This is a genomic window from Parabacteroides sp. MSK.9.14 (assembly GCF_019041495.1).
In the GTDB taxonomy this organism is placed as follows: domain Bacteria; phylum Bacteroidota; class Bacteroidia; order Bacteroidales; family Tannerellaceae; genus Parabacteroides; species Parabacteroides merdae.
Map to the genome: position 1 here is coordinate 103,159 of NZ_JAHPXO010000005.1, position 16,023 is coordinate 119,181.

17 protein-coding genes and 1 tRNA gene are annotated in these 16,023 nt (G+C 45.4%); 13 read left to right on the forward strand and 5 right to left on the reverse strand.

Annotated elements, in window-relative coordinates; translation table 11 throughout:
- Positions 1-38: 38 nt before the first annotated feature.
- From KTG12_RS04405 to KTG12_RS04420, 4 genes are all read left to right on the forward strand, one after another.
- Positions 39-416: a DUF1573 domain-containing protein gene (locus tag KTG12_RS04405; RefSeq protein WP_022321804.1), complete on the forward strand. Its 378-nt coding sequence runs from the start codon at positions 39-41 to the stop codon at positions 414-416.
- 25 nt (positions 417-441) lie between these two features.
- Complete coding sequence (locus tag KTG12_RS04410) at positions 442-1,557, forward strand: DUF1573 domain-containing protein (protein WP_046451853.1); 1,116 nt, start codon at positions 442-444, stop codon at positions 1,555-1,557.
- Between the two features lie 82 nt (positions 1,558-1,639).
- Entirely contained in the window at positions 1,640-2,740 is a 1,101-nt protein-coding gene (gene meaB, locus KTG12_RS04415; RefSeq protein WP_022321802.1) for a methylmalonyl Co-A mutase-associated GTPase MeaB, read from the forward strand.
- A 4-nt stretch (positions 2,741-2,744) separates the two neighbouring features.
- Complete coding sequence (locus KTG12_RS04420; protein ID WP_138272529.1) at positions 2,745-5,150, forward strand: PQQ-binding-like beta-propeller repeat protein; 2,406 nt, start codon at positions 2,745-2,747, stop codon at positions 5,148-5,150.
- Between the two features lie 81 nt (positions 5,151-5,231).
- On the opposite strand, the gene pfkA is transcribed toward KTG12_RS04420, so the two are convergent.
- The 4 genes from pfkA to porQ form a co-directional block, all read right to left on the reverse strand.
- Positions 5,232-6,212, reverse strand: coding sequence for a 6-phosphofructokinase (gene pfkA, locus KTG12_RS04425; protein WP_005637251.1), 981 nt, complete (start codon positions 6,210-6,212; stop codon positions 5,232-5,234).
- A 96-nt stretch (positions 6,213-6,308) separates the two neighbouring features.
- Entirely contained in the window at positions 6,309-7,181 is an 873-nt protein-coding gene (locus tag KTG12_RS04430) for a 4-hydroxy-3-methylbut-2-enyl diphosphate reductase (RefSeq protein WP_216945411.1), read from the reverse strand.
- Positions 7,182-7,183: 2 nt separating this feature from the next.
- Positions 7,184-7,876, reverse strand: a complete 693-nt coding sequence (gene cmk / locus KTG12_RS04435) for a (d)CMP kinase (RefSeq protein WP_036724312.1) — start codon at positions 7,874-7,876, stop codon at positions 7,184-7,186.
- 222 nt (positions 7,877-8,098) lie between these two features.
- Positions 8,099-9,091: a type IX secretion system protein PorQ gene (gene porQ / locus KTG12_RS04440; RefSeq protein WP_005637256.1), complete on the reverse strand. Its 993-nt coding sequence runs from the start codon at positions 9,089-9,091 to the stop codon at positions 8,099-8,101.
- A 222-nt stretch (positions 9,092-9,313) separates the two neighbouring features.
- Between porQ and KTG12_RS04445 the strand changes: the two genes are divergently transcribed.
- The 8 genes from KTG12_RS04445 to KTG12_RS04480 all read left to right on the forward strand — a co-directional run bounded on the left by KTG12_RS04445 (position 9,314) and on the right by KTG12_RS04480 (position 14,454).
- A complete protein-coding gene (locus KTG12_RS04445) occupies positions 9,314-10,003 on the forward strand; it encodes an energy transducer TonB (protein ID WP_005637269.1) in 690 nt (229 codons plus the stop codon).
- A 64-nt stretch (positions 10,004-10,067) separates the two neighbouring features.
- Positions 10,068-11,042 (forward strand): polyprenyl synthetase family protein, encoded by a 975-nt coding sequence (locus KTG12_RS04450; RefSeq protein WP_005637270.1) that lies wholly within the window; start codon positions 10,068-10,070, stop codon positions 11,040-11,042.
- A gap of 2 nt (positions 11,043-11,044) precedes the next feature.
- Positions 11,045-11,833 carry a TatD family hydrolase gene (locus KTG12_RS04455; RefSeq protein WP_122204114.1) on the forward strand — a complete coding sequence of 263 codons (789 nt, stop codon included), beginning with the start codon at positions 11,045-11,047 and terminating at the stop codon, positions 11,831-11,833.
- Between the two features lie 144 nt (positions 11,834-11,977).
- Positions 11,978-12,065, forward strand: a tRNA-Ser gene (locus KTG12_RS04460).
- A gap of 81 nt (positions 12,066-12,146) precedes the next feature.
- Positions 12,147-12,884, forward strand: a complete 738-nt coding sequence (locus KTG12_RS04465) for a MotA/TolQ/ExbB proton channel family protein (protein ID WP_005637272.1) — start codon at positions 12,147-12,149, stop codon at positions 12,882-12,884.
- Between the two features lie 9 nt (positions 12,885-12,893).
- Positions 12,894-13,367, forward strand: coding sequence for a hypothetical protein (locus KTG12_RS04470; RefSeq protein WP_005637274.1), 474 nt, complete (start codon positions 12,894-12,896; stop codon positions 13,365-13,367).
- A gap of 32 nt (positions 13,368-13,399) precedes the next feature.
- Positions 13,400-13,987, forward strand: a complete 588-nt coding sequence (locus KTG12_RS04475) for a biopolymer transporter ExbD (protein ID WP_005637275.1) — start codon at positions 13,400-13,402, stop codon at positions 13,985-13,987.
- Positions 13,987-14,454: a biopolymer transporter ExbD gene (locus KTG12_RS04480; RefSeq protein WP_005637276.1), complete on the forward strand. Its 468-nt coding sequence runs from the start codon at positions 13,987-13,989 to the stop codon at positions 14,452-14,454. Before KTG12_RS04475 ends, KTG12_RS04480 begins: the two co-directional genes overlap by 1 nt.
- A gap of 339 nt (positions 14,455-14,793) precedes the next feature.
- On the opposite strand, the gene KTG12_RS04485 is transcribed toward KTG12_RS04480, so the two are convergent.
- On the reverse strand, positions 14,794-15,357 hold the full coding sequence (locus tag KTG12_RS04485) for a GNAT family N-acetyltransferase (RefSeq protein ID WP_138272527.1): 564 nt from the start codon (positions 15,355-15,357) through the stop codon (positions 14,794-14,796).
- A 150-nt stretch (positions 15,358-15,507) separates the two neighbouring features.
- Between KTG12_RS04485 and KTG12_RS04490 the strand changes: the two genes are divergently transcribed.
- Positions 15,508-15,981: an Lrp/AsnC family transcriptional regulator gene (locus KTG12_RS04490; RefSeq protein ID WP_005637278.1), complete on the forward strand. Its 474-nt coding sequence runs from the start codon at positions 15,508-15,510 to the stop codon at positions 15,979-15,981.
- The last annotated feature ends 42 nt before the right edge of the window (positions 15,982-16,023 follow it).

Consider the following 16,023-nt stretch of genomic DNA (forward strand, 5'->3'; position numbering starts at 1 on the left):
TCTTTGCATTTTAAACAATAGCTAAATAAAAAGAGAAGATGAAACAGATTATTTTTATTTTTATGGCAATCCTGCTGGCAACAGGAATAGCTTCAGCTCAAAACAAAGCTGTAATCTCGGCAGATGAAACCTCTTTCGATTTCGGAACGATCAAGGAAGCGAACGGCAATGTGTCGCACACTTTTAAAATAAAGAATACAGGCGAAGCACCGTTGGTCTTGACACGTGTGATCGCCTCTTGTGGCTGTACGACACCGGAATGGACAAAAGAACCGATAGCTCCGGGTAAAACTGGTGATATCAAAATCACTTATAATCCGAAAGACCGCCCCGGTCCTTTTGTCAAGACTATTTCCGTATACAGTAATGGTAAAACCGGTAGTTTTATCCTGACGATCCGGGGAGAAGTAGAATAATAACAGGAAAACTGAACGATAAAGAATGTTGAACAGAAACAAACTGGTCTTTATTCTTGCCGGTATACTGTTTGCAATAAGCAGTATATCGGCACAAAATAACGCCCGAATCAGTGCAGACGAGCTGATCTATAACTTCGGTACGATTGGAGAATCCGATGGATTGGCAAGTCACATATTTACGATCAAAAACACAGGTAACGGTCCGCTTGTCATCACGAGGATCACAGCATCCTGCGGCTGTACGCAGCCCGAATGGACCAAAGAGCCCATCGCTCCGGGAAAGACCGGAGAAGTAAAAGTAACCTACAACCCGAAAGGACGTCCCGGCCCTTTTTACAAAACTATAGCGATCTACAGTAACGGGAAAAAAGGCAGTTTCTCCTTAGGTATCAAAGGAAACGTAACCCCTAAAGAAGCTCAACCCATACTGATTTATCCGTATAGCATCGGCGACTTGAAACTGCAAACAAAAAATATTCTTTACAGCACGATCCGCCCCGAAGAAACATTGGGAGAAAAGATCAACCTGATCAATGAAGGAAAGACATCTCTGAACATTCATTTAGGAAAGACGCCTCATTATCTGAACGTCGTAGCCAATCCTACAAAACTGGCTCCGGGTGAAACAGGCGAAATATCCATCCTCATGAATGCGAAAGAGGCAAAACGGAAAGGCCGCATGACAGCCGAAATTCCGGTAACGGTCGAAAGTATCGGTCAGAAGAAAGGAACAGAAGGCAAACTACATGTTGCAGCCAATATCATAGACGACTTCAGCAAACTGACTGCCTCGGAGAAGGCGAAAGCTCCGGTAGCCCAGCTATCGGGTACCTTGCTCGACTTCGGCAAACTACCTGACAAAAGCAGTTTCATCCCACTGGTCGGCGGTCGGGTGAGCGGCACGATCGAAATTACCAACTCAGGAAAATCACCGCTTGTCATCTATAGTGTGACCTGCGAAGACGAACGCGTAGCTGTTTCCGGTGGCAAAAGAGAAATAAAACCGGGCACGACAGCCACTTTCAAAGTGACAGTACGCCCGAAAGAGATAAAAACAAAACTGGAAGCCCTCATCAATTTCGTATGCAACGACCCGAACGGTCCGGTACGGCTTGTGAAGGTGACAGCCAATAAATAACCAGGTGAAAGTTGAAAGGTGAAAGTTAAAACAGCTTCCTCTTCCACCTTTCAACCTTCACCTTTCAACTTTCAACTAAATTATGGAACATCCCGAAAACGACGATCTGTACAAAGGATTAAAGGTGAACAAGGGAGTAGCCGATGTACCGACCGTAAATCCTTATCTGAAAAAAAGGATTCAACGCAAAGAATATACGCCTGCCGAATTTGTAGAAGGTATCCTGAAAGGAAACATTACGATCCTCAGCCAGGCGGTAACACTGGTGGAAAGCTCCAAATACGAACACCAGCAAATGGCACAGGAAATTATCGAAAAATGCCTGCCGCATGCAGGAAAGTCTGTCCGTATCGGCATCACCGGAGTACCGGGAGCAGGTAAGAGCACCTCGATCGATGCGTTCGGCATGCACTTGATAGGGCAAGGACGTAAACTGGCTGTGCTGGCAATCGACCCCAGCAGCGAACGCTCGAAAGGCAGCATCCTCGGCGACAAAACTCGTATGGAGGCCTTGTCCCGTGAAAAGAACGCTTTCATCCGTCCTTCGCCATCAGCAGGTTCCTTAGGTGGCGTTGCCCGTAAAACACGTGAAACGATCGTTCTTTGCGAAGCTGCCGGATTCGATACGGTATTTGTCGAAACGGTCGGTGTCGGACAAAGCGAGACGGCTGTCCACTCGATGGTCGATTTCTTCCTGTTGATCCAACTTGCCGGTACTGGAGACGAATTGCAAGGCATCAAGCGCGGGATCATGGAGATGGCGGACGGGATCATCATCAATAAGGCGGATGGTGACAACCTCGAAAAAGCAAAACTGGCAGCGGCGCAATTCCGCAACGCCTTGCACCTGTTTCCGGCCCCCGAATCCGGTTGGAGCCCGAAAGTATTGACTTATTCCGGTTATTACAATTTGGGGATTAAAGAAATCTGGGATATGGTCGGAGAATATATGGAATTCACTCAAAAGAACGGCTACTTCAACTACAAGCGCAACGAACAAGCCAAATATTGGATGTACGAAAGTATCAACGACACACTCCGCGAAACGTTCTACCACAATCCGGCGGTAGAAAAAATGTTGAACTTCACGGAGCAGCAGGTATTGAATAACGAGATCAGTTCGTTCGTTGCAGCCAAACGGATGATGGACCTGTTCTTGGAAAATCTGTCTGCAAAGAAATAAATAAATGGAAAAGAAAAAACTTATACTGCTATTACTAAGTTGCGCGGTAATCACGGAGGCTCATGCTGCCTATCAAGGCCACGTATATGTAGACTCCAACCGGAACGGAATCTACGACAAAGGAGAGAAAGTCTTAAAAGGCATCCGGGTTTCCGACGGGTTGAACGTTGTCAAAACGAATGCCGAAGGAGTATATACACTTCCCGGACACAAACGAGAACGATTTATCTTCATCACCACTCCTTCCGACTATAGGACAGACAATCAATATTACCGGCGGATCAACGGCACAGGGCAAACATACGATTTCGGCCTGCAACCCTGGAAAGGACGCATCAAGCCGAATGGCAGTCACAGGTTCATCCATATTTCCGATACCGAGATATTCAATACGGAAAACCAAGAAGACTGGGCGAATAACATCCGGGATTATGCGGCTAACGAGAATATCTCATTTATCATCCATACCGGTGATATCTGCTATGAAAATGGATTGAAGAACCATATCCATCTGATGAACACGTCAAACATGGACTGCCCGATGTTCTACTGTATCGGTAACCATGACCTTGTAAAAGGGAAATATGGAGAAGAGGTTTTTGAAAATGTTTACGGTCCGGTTTATTATTCCTTCGACTTCGGAAATGTCCACTACGTCGTTACACCAATGGCAGGAGGAGATCATCAGCCCGGCTATACAAAAGAAGATGTATACCGCTGGTTAAAGAATGACCTGGCGCAAGTACCGACAGGAAAACCGATCATCGTCTTTAACCATGACCTGCTGACTTCCGGGAACGAGTTTGTTTTCGGTATTGACGATAACGAGAAGATTAACCTGAACGAACATAACCTGAAAGCGTGGCTGTACGGCCATTGGCATAATCATTTCGTGCGGAAACAAGGAGATGTCCTGACAATCTCGACCGCAACACTCGACAAAGGGGGAATCGACCACTCGACTTCCGCCTTCCGTGTGGTAGACGTGGATCAAAAAGGAGATGTCCAGACTATGCTCCGCTATACCTATATAAACAAGTCCATCGAAACCGCCTCTATCGCGAATGATGCATGTACAATGACGTCAGACGAAAAGATTCCGGTATCGGTCAACACCTACAATGCAGTTGCTCCTGCCATACGTGTCACTTACAGTTGCGTCGTAGACGGCAATACTGTCCTACCGGAAACACAGCTTACTCAAAATACAGACTGGAATTGGTCCGGAATGGCCAAACTCCCGGCAGACTGTAAAGGCAAACGGATTTTCATTACAGCCAAAGCATTGTTCAACAATGGGGAAACAGCAATCAGCCGTTCCTCATTCGTATACCAGCCGGAAGAGATCGGCAAAACACCCCGACTGGCATGGACCCGTAACGTAAATGCCAACCTGTATTTCTCTTCTCCGGTCGTTGCCGGCGGTAAAGTGTACGTCGCTTCTCTCGATGAAGATTTGAAGGGAGAAGGTGCAATCTTCGCTCTGGATGCAAAGACTGGTGAATTACAATGGAGATATCCGGTTCGCAACTCCATCAAAAACACGATTGCCGTAGACGAAGGAACCGTCTTCGCACAAGATGCGGAAGGTTATTTATACGCCATCGACTCACAGACTGGCAAACTAAAATGGGACAAAAAGATGGATGTCGCCGGCCTTCCTGTCCTTGTGGACGGGCTGACAGCCGCCAATGGCATTGTCTATGCCGGAAGTGGAAAGGCATTCGGAGCATACAACGGTAAAACGGGTGACGCAGTCTGGCTGAACAAAGGCTGGCCGCAAGGAGAAGCCACGACATCGACTCCTCTGCTGGCAAACGGAGTAGTTATTTCAGGCGCCAACTGGCGAGGCTTCTACGGCAACGACGCACAAACGGGAGAGTTGCTTTGGAAACTCGATAAAGACGGAATTACGGATAGAGGCGCAACACCGACATATGACGGTAATCTGCTTTATGTTACTTCGCGCCAATCTTTATTTATCATCGACTGCCATTCGGGGGAAGTCATTGTCCGTAAAGAGTTACCATTCAATGTCCAAGTCAATTCGACCCCGTTGGTCACGGATAAACTGATTGTTTTCGGGACGCAGACTGATGGCTTGGTCGCACTCGACCGTGAGACATTCGAGGTCAGATGGAAAGCCCGGACATCTCCAGCTCTGGTTTATACGGCTCCCTATTCCCGCCATCCGGCTGCCACGGTCGAAACGAGCCCCCTACTCATCGGAGATACGATTTACTTCGGAGCATCCGACGGCATCATCTATGGCATAGATAAGGAAAGCGGGCAAACGACATGGAAACATAAAACGGGAGCTCCGCTATTCTCCACCCTGTCAACAAACGGCAACATGATCTTCGCAACCGATTTCGGAGGCAATGTCTATGCTTTCAAATGCAACGAGTAAACAAGAGCTGAACTCTATATGCAAAAAGCCCCGCGGATAAAAAATATCCGCGGGGCTTTTCATATACTTGCCAATAACAGATCAAATAGAAGAAATACGAAGCGTATTCAACAAATCACGATTGATCGGTTTGTCGTTCTTGATCGCTTTGGAGAAAGGAACGTAAACAATCTCATCATTCTGGATACCCATCATCACGTTACGCTGGTCATCCAACAACGCGTCGACGGCAGCCACTCCCATCCGGGTTGCCAAGATACGATCTTGTGCAGTCGGTGAACCACCGCGCTGCAAGTGTCCCAAAATTGAAACACGTACGTCAAACTGCGGATATTCCTTCTTTACACGTTCAGCCACGCCCATCGCACCACCGGTCACCTCACTTTCCGCAACAAGGACGATACTGCTGTTCTTGGACTTACGGAAACCAGTTTCGATCATCTCGGCCAGTTGGTCTTTCTCCATCGATATCTCCGGAATGATAGCCGCTTCAGCTCCCGATGCAATCGCTCCGTTAAGAGCCAGAAATCCGGCATCACGCCCCATCACTTCGATAAAGAACAGACGGTCATGGGAGGTTGCCGTGTCACGGATTTTATCGACACATTCCATGATCGTATTCAAAGCCGTGTCGTAGCCGATCGTGATATCCGTGCCATACAGGTCATTATCAATCGTACCAGGCAGGCCGACAATCGGATAATTGAACTCCTGTGCAAAGATGCGAGCCCCCGTCAGCGTTCCGTCACCACCGATGGCGACCAAAGCATCGATACCATGCTCCATCAGTTTGTCGTAAGCCTGCTTACGGCCTTCCGGCGTCTTGAATTCCGCACAACGGGCCGTCTTCAGGATAGTACCGCCACGCTGAATAATATTACTTACATTCTGAGTCTTGAAATCTTCAATTTCGTCGGTTATCAAACCCTTGTATCCACGATAGATACCCTTAACGGACATTCCGTTATAAATAGCGGAACGTGTCACTGCGCGAATGGCAGCGTTCATTCCGGGAGCATCACCTCCGGACGTTAAAATGCCAATACACTTAACTGTAGACATAGCGTCTTATATTTTATATGTTCGCGGCAAAAGTAATAATTATTTGCCAAAAACCTGTCTATTTTCCAAAACTTCATCAAATCTTACCCCTAAAAGTCAACGGCTGGCATTCAATTCACGAATACGCACAGCCACCTCTTCCATCAGCCACTTCGGAGTGGATGTGGCCCCGCACACCCCGACACTTCCCACATCTTCAGGCAACGGCTCGGTAATCTCCTTTACCTCCGAGATAAAGACCGTGTTCGGGTTTGCCTTCCGACATTCCTCCAGCAGCATCTTGCCATTTGAACTCTTCTTTCCGGCAACGAAATACACCCAATCATGCTTGGAAGCAAACGCCTTGATGTTCGGTAAACGGTTGGCCACCTGGCGGCAGATCGTATCGAAATACTCGAATTGTACCCCATCTGCAATACGCCGCCGGATCTCAGCCACGACTTCACGAAACCCGTCAAGCGACTTGGTCGTTTGCGAGAAGAGGCAGATATTCTGGCTAAAATCCAACCAGCCAAGGTCCTGTACCTTCTCGATAACGATGGCCGTCCCTTCCGTTTGCCCGACCAGACCATTTACTTCGGCATGCCCTTTCTTTCCATAGATCACGACCTGCGTATGGCTATCGCGCGTAGCCACGTAGCATTTATGAATCTTACGTTGTAACTGGAGCACCACCGGACAGGTCGCATCCACGATCGTGATGTTGTTCCGCCGGGCGATCTCGTAGGTCGAAGGCGGTTCCCCATGCGCCCGAAGCAACACCTTTTCTCCCTTCAAACGGGTAAACTCGTCGTGCCCGATCGTCCGCAGTCCCAACTTTTCCAGCCGTTCCACTTCCAAGCTATTGTGCACGATATCTCCGAGGCAATACAACGTATTCGTATTTTTCAGTTCGCGTTCTGCACTCTCGATAGCCGTTACCACGCCGAAACAAAAGCCGGAACCCTTATCTATCTCGACTTCTATCATGGCTAGTCTGATGTAACGACCTTTTCATACTGTTCCAAGAGCCAAGCCTTCTGCTCGGCAATCGTCAAATGCGAGTTATCCAGCTCCAGCGCATCATCAGCTTTACGGAGCGGACTCTCTACACGAGTCATATCGATATGGTCACGCGTCTTCACATTTTCAAGGACTTCCTCAAAAGAAGCAACCTCGCCTTTGGCTTTCAGTTCGTCCAAACGCCGTTGGGCACGCACTTCCGGGCTGGCTGTCACATAAATCTTCAGTTCCGCATCCGGAAAGACAACCGTACCGATATCGCGACCATCCATCACGATCCCTTTCGCCTTCCCCATTTCCTGTTGCTTGGCGACCATCGCACGGCGTACAAAACCTAAAGCAGCAATCGGACTCACGCGGTTGGCCACTTCCATCCCCCGTATTTCTTTCTCCACTTTCACGCCGTTCAGATAGGTATCCGGACGTCCGGTTTCCGGGTTAAAGCGGAAAGAGATATCGATATCGTTCATGGCATCCTGCAACTTCTGTTCATCGATACCACCGCTTGTAAAGAAACCGTGCTGCAAACTGTACAAAGTGACAGCCCGGTACATTGCCCCTGTATCGATATAGGTATATCCCAGCTCCCTTGCCAAATCTTTTGCCATCGTGCTCTTCCCGGTAGAAGAGACACCATCTATCGCTATAATTATCTTTTTCATCACTACATATATTAATGTAAAGGAAATGCAAATATACAACAGTTTATCGCTCCCTTCCTTATAAATTATCCTATTCATCCTTATATTTTATTGTTTTCCATATAATCCGGAAACCGTTCGCAGCCAAGCGGACGATCTATGAGATACGACAAAGAAGCCAACGGACCAGTAATCCATTGGCAAAAGGTCCTATCGTAAAGGAGAACGAAAAACCGAATTTACTTAGAAATCGCTGATCGTAGTGGAGATGCTCAACATCATGGAAAGAGCTGAAGGATGGTATTTGGCTACGGAAACACCGACGTCGAACATCTTGATCCGCACACCGGCACCACCGGAAAAACCGGCAAGAGCGTTACTTCCCTGCAATTTCATGTCCAACGCCGTCTTGGGGTTATACCCGATACCGAGCCAGAAGTTGTCGGAAGGGATATAATCAACACCGATCACCAGATGCTTCACAAAAGACTTGAAAAAATTATCTCCTGTATACTCCCTGTCGTAATCGTCTACATACTCAACCTTCCATTTCGTCAGATACTGTGCAGTCAGCGACAAACGGATCGGCGCATGGGCCATCTGTTTGGTGATCCCCAGCTGGATATCCCAGGGCATCTTCTGGCGCTCATCTTCATAGGCTTTCAATTGGGCTCCGATATTTTTAAAAGCAAAACCGAAAGAAAATCCTTTTTCAGAATCATAATAACTCAAACCGGCATCGACCACCATGCCGATCGAAGTATAATCGCCGATACCCGAATATAAAAACTTCAACGAAGCCCCGCCACGCCAGCGCTCGGAAAGGTCATACGAGAAGAAACCGTTCACACTGATGTCCTTTGCCGTAAAATCTCCCGTCGGAAGACCTTCTTCCGACATTCCCCGTATCTTTCCCTGACTGAAGAACGAGGCTCCCACACCCCAAGCTCCTTTTTCTTTATACGCCTTGGTAAAAAGAGCGCTCCCGACATTGATATCCGATATATAGTTCAGGTAATTCAGATTAACCATCTGGTCCATCTCGGCTCCCAATAAAGCCGGGTTATGAAAAATCAGGGAAGGATCCCTTTCGACCAGAGACATCGTATTGCCTCCCATCGCATTGGCTCTTGCCGAAGAAGGATAGCGAAGAAAAGTATATCCGGTGTCGCCGGTTTGCGCGACAACAGCCCGTAACAAGAAGGAAAAGAAGAATATAAATAGAATATTTCTCATATTTCTCTGGTAAAATGCATACAAAGATAAATAAAACGGGTACATACACCCCACTTACAGAAACGGGAAAAAGCCGAAAAAGGTATATTGGGAGCTATTATTTTTATTCTCAGTCAAAAAAAAAGTAAAAATAGCGTATATTTAATACGAATTGTTCGGATTTAAAAAATAACTCCGTATATTTGTCGCAGAAGAAAAACACATCTTTAAACACTAAGAGATATGGAAGTTAAGAAATCACCGAAAGCGGACCTGGAAAAAGGTAAGACGATGGGTATCCTGATGGGTATGATCGTCGGACTTGCAGTACTGTTCGTGGGCTTCGAATGGAGCGACCGTGAAATCACAATCGTCCAAGATCAGGGCGTTGCTGATATCATCGCAGAAGAAGAAGTTGAAATTACGAGACCGGAGGACACTCCTCCCCCTCCACCGCCACCTCCCGCACCTGCTGTGGCAGAAGTATTAACCGTTGTAGAAGATGACGTCAAGTTGGACGACGTCGAAATCGTATCATCCGAAGACGATGCCGCTTCTGCACAGGTTGAAGCTTATACTCCTCCCGCAGTAGTTGAAGAAGAAGAGGAATCTTCACAGCAGATCTTTACTGTTGTAGAAACAATGCCTGAATTCCCCGGCGGACAAGGAGCTTTGTTACAATACCTGGCAAAATCAATCAAGTATCCGGTTATTGCTCAGGAAAACGGTATCCAGGGTCGTGTATCCTGCTCGTTTGTGGTTAACAAAGACGGTTCTATCGTAGACGCAGAAGTTATCCGTGGTGTTGACCCGTCACTGGATAAAGAGGCTCTCCGTGTGATCAACAGCATGCCGAAATGGTCACCGGGCAAACAGAGAGGTAAACCCGTACGTGTTAAATACACAGTGCCTGTTACATTCAGACTGCAATAATAACATGTAAATAGTACAAAAAGGCTGCTTCTATCGCAGCCTTTTTTATTTAAACAAATAATCTATGTTCGCTTTCAATGACATCCTACAGAAAATAGAGCAGGAAATTACCCGGCTCCAATTCACCTATCCGCCCAAAAGCTTATACGACCCAATCGAGTACATACTTTCACTCGGTGGAAAAAGAATCCGTCCGGCACTCGTACTGATGGCATGTAACTTATATAAGGAAAACGTAGATACAGCCGTCAATCCGGCGTTAGGGCTTGAAGTATTCCATAACTTCACCCTTTTGCACGACGACCTGATGGACGATGCCGATAAAAGAAGAAACAAACCGACCGTCCATAAAGTATGGAATGCCAACACAGCCATCCTATCCGGCGATGCCATGCTGATCGCAGCCTATCAACTGATCGGCGAAACAGAATCCGAATCATTAAAAGAAATATTAGACCTGTTTACCCGTACGGCGCTTGAAATATGCGGCGGGCAGCAGTACGACATGGAGTTCGAATCGAGAACCGATGTAACGGAAGAGGAATATATCGAAATGATCCGACTGAAAACGGCCGTATTGCTAGCCTGTGCCCTGAAGATGGGAGCCATCATGGGGAACGCTCCGAAAGCCGATGCCGAAACGCTGTATCAGTTCGGCATCAACATCGGACTGGCCTTCCAATTGCAGGATGACCTGTTGGATGTCTACGGAGACACGGCCACTTTCGGCAAAAATATTGGAGGAGACATACTCTGCAACAAAAAGACATTCATGCTGATCAACGCTTTACGCCTTGCTTCAAATACTCAAAAAGCGGAACTGAACAGTTGGATAGGTAAAAAGACATTCGATCCGGCAGAAAAAATCGCCGCCGTAACAGCCATCTATGACCAATTGCGGTTAAAAGAGTTGTCCGAAGAAAAAATACACGCATATTATAATCAGGCAATGAACTGCCTAACCTCATTAAACGTAGCTCCCGAAAGGCTAAACATACTGAAAGAAGTCAGCGCCCGTTTAATGAACCGCCAGTCTTAAAAATGAAACTGATCGACACACACAACCATCTGTACTTAGAGGATTTTGATCCGGAACAGGATCAACTGGTCACAATCGCAAAAGAGTCGGGCATAGACACCCTGCTACTTCCGAATGTCGACACGAGCACCATCAGGCGGATGCATGACTTATGCGACCGTTATCCGGATTTCGCCTATCCGATGATGGGACTGCATCCGACCAGCGTTGACGAGCATTATGCAAAAAATCTGAAGGAAACAGAGTCATGGCTCGGTAAACGTGTTTATTGCGGAATCGGGGAAATAGGTATAGACCTGTATTGGGACAAAACATACCTGAAGGAGCAGAAAGAAGTATTCGAGGAACAGCTCAGATGGAGCATCGACCTCAACCTGCCGGTCGCCATTCATACCCGCGAAGCATACCCGGAAGTTTTCGATTCTTTATATAAGGTAGGAGCCGACACGCTCACCGGAGTCTTTCATAGTTTTACCGGTAATGAAGCCGAATTGGAAGAGATTAAAAAATTAAATAATTTCAAAATCGGGATAAATGGAGTCATTACATTTAAAAACTCCAGGCTGTCGGAAATCATCCGGCAGACAGACATCCGAAAAATAGTATTGGAGACAGACGCCCCCTATCTCGCCCCTGCTCCCTACAGAGGAAAAAGGAACGAGCCGGCCTATATCTGGAAAACGGCTGAAAAAGTAGCCCAGACCTATGGACTGACACTCGAAGATACCGTTGAAACAACACGGATAAATGCTCTAAAACTATTTAAAATCGAGAATAAACCAATATCGTGAGATATTTTCGCGCGTATTCAAAATTTATCCACCAGATATTGTGTATATGTCAGGCAAAAACTATAGATTTGTGCACTGAAACGTTTGGATATGCGATTTTTTTCGTATTTTGCACCCGTTTTAGAGAAGCGGTAGCTCGTTTTTGGAGAGATGCTCGAGTGGTTGAAGAGGCACGCCTGGAAAGCGTGTAAACCCCTAAAGGGTTTCGCGGGTTCGAATCCCGCTCTCTCCGCTTTAAGATACCATGACGATTATTAATAACAAAAAATAAAAACAAATAAGAGAATTATTAATCTTAAAAATTAAACACACAATGAAAAAGTATTTTGCAAAAACGTTCATGAGTTTATGTGCTCTTGGAATCTCTTCTGTAGCATTCGCGCAAGAAGCTACCGAAACCGCTGTTGAAGGTGGCATGTACCAGGCTTTGAAGACTAAGTTTATCGAAGGTGGTGCCGACTTCATGAGTTTGGTTGCCATCGCATTGATTTTCGGTTTGGCTTTCTGCTTGGAAAGAATCATTTACCTGAACTTGGCTGAAACTAACTCCAGCAAATTGCTGAAAGGTATCGAAGATGCTTTGGATAAAGGTGATGTAGAAGGTGCAAAAGCTATTGCTCGTGACACAAGAGGTCCTATCGCTTCTATCGCTTACCAGGGTTTGATGAGAATCGACCAGGGTATTGATGTTGTTGAAAAATCTATTGTTTCTTATGGTGGTGTTCAGGGTGGTCTTTTGGAAAAGAACATGTCTTGGATCACATTGTTTATCGCAATGGCTCCGTCATTAGGATTCTTGGGAACTGTAGTAGGTATGATCATGGCGTTCGATAAAATCGAACAGGTTGGTGATATCAGCCCGACGGTTGTAGCAGGCGGTATGAAAGTGGCCTTGATCACAACAGTAGGTGGTTTGATCGTTGCTTTGATCCTTCAGATATTCTATAACTATTTGTTGAGCAAACTGGAAGCTATCCTGAACCAGATGGAAGATGCTTCTATCACTTTGCTGGACTTAGTTATTAAATATAACCTCAAATTTAAAAAATAAGAAACAACTATGGCAGTTACTAAAATAAGAAAAATGTCCAGTTGGACATTACTGATAGTATCGCTTATCAGTATTGTCGTTCTGGGTATGTTCTTCGGCGGAGGCATCACGAATCCGGGAGAAGAAATGAAAGAATATGTATATACAGGTCTTTTGCTTAATTGGACTTCAGCATTATTCTTCGTCACAATCATTTGCATGGTGTTATTTGCTGTTTGGCAGTTTATCACCCTGCTGAAAGTTAATCCTAAATCAGCTCTTTCTGCTTTAGGTGTCGTAGTTGCTTTCGTTGCAATGCTGTTTATCACTTATTCAATCGGTGATGGAACTCCGTTACAAGGTCTGAATGCAGATTCTCAGAAATATAACACAGCCGGTTGGTTGCAAATCACAGATATGTGGATTTGGTCTACAGTTGTCCTGCTGGTTTTAATCGTTGCATGTGTGGTTTGGGGCTCTGTCAAAAGAATGCTCGGTAAATAATAGTAATAACGAATTGATAAAACAAGAAAGAAATGGGTAGTAAAAGAAAGACACCGGGTATTAATGGATCGTCTTCAGCCGATATTGCTTTCATGTTGCTTATCTTCTTCCTTATTACTACATCCATGGATACAGATAAAGGTCTGGCAAGACGTTTGCCGCCTCCTGTTCCTAAAGACCAAAAGAAGAATGATGTTGATGTTAACAAGAGAAACTTGGTTGTCGTGCTGATCAACAGCAGTAACCAAATCCTCTTTAACGGTGAACCGACCGACATCAAGCAACTGAAAGACAAGGTAAAAGAGTTCATTGACAACCCGTATAATGACGCAAATAAACCTGAAAAGGTTGAAGAGGACGTTCCTTTCTTCGGAAAAGTAATGACCGCTAAAAAACACGTAATTTCTTTACAGAATGACCGTGGTACCGAATATCAGGCTTATATCAGCGTTCAGAACGAATTGGCAAAGGCATACAACGAATTGCGTGATGATATTTCCAGAAAGAAATTCGGAAAATTATTCGCAGATCTAGATGAAGACCAACAAAAGGCTGTGCAGCAGATTTATCCGCAAAAGATTTCTGAGGCAGAACCTAAAAATTATGGAGATAAGAAGTAATGGGAAAGTTTAGTAAAGCGGGCGGACGTGAAATGCCCGAATTGAATACGTCATCATTACCTGACTTGGTGTTCGCATTCTTGTTCTTCATCATGATGGTAACATCCATGCGTGAAGTAACATTGATGGTGCAATTCCGCGCTCCACAGGCTACTGAACTTCAGAAGCTGGAAAAGAAATCGTTGGTTACATTCATCTATGTAGGAAAGCCGACCCAAGAATATCAGGCTAAAATGGGTTCTGAAGCCCGCTTGCAGTTGAACGACAAGTTCGCTGAAGTATCGGAAATTCAGGACTACATCGCTCAGGAAAAATCCAGTATGAAAGAAGAAGACCAGCCGTTTATGACAGTGTCCATCAAGGCCGATAAGGAAACCAAGATGGGTCTGATCACAGACGTTAAGCAGGCGCTTCGTGAAGCATACGCATTGAAGATTAGTTATTCTGCCCGTCAGGCTGCTGACTAATCTCTGGATATACAAAATAAAAAAGGCGAGGTTTCTAACCCCGCCTTTTTTATTGCCTTTTAGTCACCGATCAGAGCCCTTTCCCTCAAAGGAGATGACACCCATCCAATAATAAATAGACACATAGCTATTTACAGCAATAGCTACTACTTTTTTACTTTTCGCCCTTGGTCGAAAAGGTTTTTGCCCTTAGTCGAAAGCGCTTTTGACCAAGGGCGAAAGCACATTCGACTAAGGGCAAAAGCTCTACAGTTGGACTGTTTGACAACAGAAACATGGCTACTGCCACTTAAATCGTCGAATTAGAACGAGAAAACAAATAGGCAATGTGCAAAACGATCACCGGGTGAGCCCATCTTTCACTCCATACACATTCTTATGAAGACAATTCTTCACCTGCTCGAAAGAATGCTCCAGATCAACATCGCCATATGTCATAAGCCGCATCTCCAGCCATTCTCCACCTTCCCGGTAAGGAGGCTGGTGATAAACCTGATTGTCCAGTTTAAAGCCCAAACGTTCATAAAAGCCAATCCTGCGCTTGCTCATCTCATCAGTAGGCATTTCTACTTCCAGAACAACCGGAGTACCGCAGAAGACCAGAAATTGCTTCATTGCCTCAGCCCCTATTCCTCCATTACGGGCCGCCGGATCAATTGCAAAATGCTCCACATAAGTATAACCGTCAAAAAGCCAACCGGTGATGAAGCCGACATACCGGTCTTCTTTTGATAAAGCATACACGATAAACCGGGATTCGTCTCTAACCAAATTGCGGACAAGCGAAAAGTCACGGCGTTCCACTTCCGGAAAAGATTCTGTGTACGTTCTCTCTATCAGATCCAATGCCGGATCAGAAAAGTCTTTTACAGACCTACATGCTACTACTGATTGTAAACTCATAAAACTATAAAATTGAAGATTATTATTACTAAAGAAACTTACAAACTAAAATATTCCACTAAAAAATAGAGGTTAATCATTAGAGATTATTTATATTTGTATTAAGATTGTAAGAACTGATTTATACAGATATACAAATATAGTGAAATTATGGCACACCATCAACTGGATGAACTTGACGAGAAGATATTAAAACTAATCATAGGCAATGCCCGTATGCCTTTCCTCGAAGTTGCACGGGAGTGTAATGTATCGGGTGCAGCAATACACCAACGTATACAAAAACTTACCAACCTGGGTGTAATCAAAGGATCTGAATTTATCGTCGACAACACAAAAGTAGGTTATGAAACTTGTGCATACATGGGTTTGTACCTCAAATCTCCCGGGCAGTTTCCATCGGTGACGGAGGCTCTGAAGGAAATCCCGGAGGTGGTTGAATGTCACTACACGACTGGACAATATGATTTATTCATAAAGATATATGCAAAGAATAACCAGCATTTGCTAAGCATTATCCATAATAAGCTTCAACCGTTAGGCCTTGCCCGAACCGAATCGCTGATCTCTTTCAAGGAAGCGTTCAAACGGCAGATCCCAATCGACTTGGAAGATGAAGATTAAATAAAAAACTCCGCATAGTCCTCTGAACGTTCTATGCGGAGT

Coding starts and splice junctions, on each gene's coding strand:
- KTG12_RS04405 (WP_022321804.1), top strand. CDS start 39: ATGAAACAGATTATTTTTATTTTTATGGCAATCCTGCTGGCAACAGGA.
- KTG12_RS04410 (WP_046451853.1), top strand. CDS start 442: ATGTTGAACAGAAACAAACTGGTCTTTATTCTTGCCGGTATACTGTTT.
- meaB (WP_022321802.1), top strand. CDS start 1,640: ATGGAACATCCCGAAAACGACGATCTGTACAAAGGATTAAAGGTGAAC.
- KTG12_RS04420 (WP_138272529.1), top strand. CDS start 2,745: ATGGAAAAGAAAAAACTTATACTGCTATTACTAAGTTGCGCGGTAATC.
- pfkA (WP_005637251.1), bottom strand. CDS start 6,212: ATGTCTACAGTTAAGTGTATTGGCATTTTAACGTCCGGAGGTGATGCT.
- KTG12_RS04430 (WP_216945411.1), bottom strand. CDS start 7,181: ATGATAGAAGTCGAGATAGATAAGGGTTCCGGCTTTTGTTTCGGCGTG.
- cmk (WP_036724312.1), bottom strand. CDS start 7,876: ATGAAAAAGATAATTATAGCGATAGATGGTGTCTCTTCTACCGGGAAG.
- porQ (WP_005637256.1), bottom strand. CDS start 9,091: ATGAGAAATATTCTATTTATATTCTTCTTTTCCTTCTTGTTACGGGCT.
- KTG12_RS04445 (WP_005637269.1), top strand. CDS start 9,314: ATGGAAGTTAAGAAATCACCGAAAGCGGACCTGGAAAAAGGTAAGACG.
- KTG12_RS04450 (WP_005637270.1), top strand. CDS start 10,068: ATGTTCGCTTTCAATGACATCCTACAGAAAATAGAGCAGGAAATTACC.
- KTG12_RS04455 (WP_122204114.1), top strand. CDS start 11,045: ATGAAACTGATCGACACACACAACCATCTGTACTTAGAGGATTTTGAT.
- KTG12_RS04465 (WP_005637272.1), top strand. CDS start 12,147: ATGAAAAAGTATTTTGCAAAAACGTTCATGAGTTTATGTGCTCTTGGA.
- KTG12_RS04470 (WP_005637274.1), top strand. CDS start 12,894: ATGGCAGTTACTAAAATAAGAAAAATGTCCAGTTGGACATTACTGATA.
- KTG12_RS04475 (WP_005637275.1), top strand. CDS start 13,400: ATGGGTAGTAAAAGAAAGACACCGGGTATTAATGGATCGTCTTCAGCC.
- KTG12_RS04480 (WP_005637276.1), top strand. CDS start 13,987: ATGGGAAAGTTTAGTAAAGCGGGCGGACGTGAAATGCCCGAATTGAAT.
- KTG12_RS04485 (WP_138272527.1), bottom strand. CDS start 15,357: ATGAGTTTACAATCAGTAGTAGCATGTAGGTCTGTAAAAGACTTTTCT.
- KTG12_RS04490 (WP_005637278.1), top strand. CDS start 15,508: ATGGCACACCATCAACTGGATGAACTTGACGAGAAGATATTAAAACTA.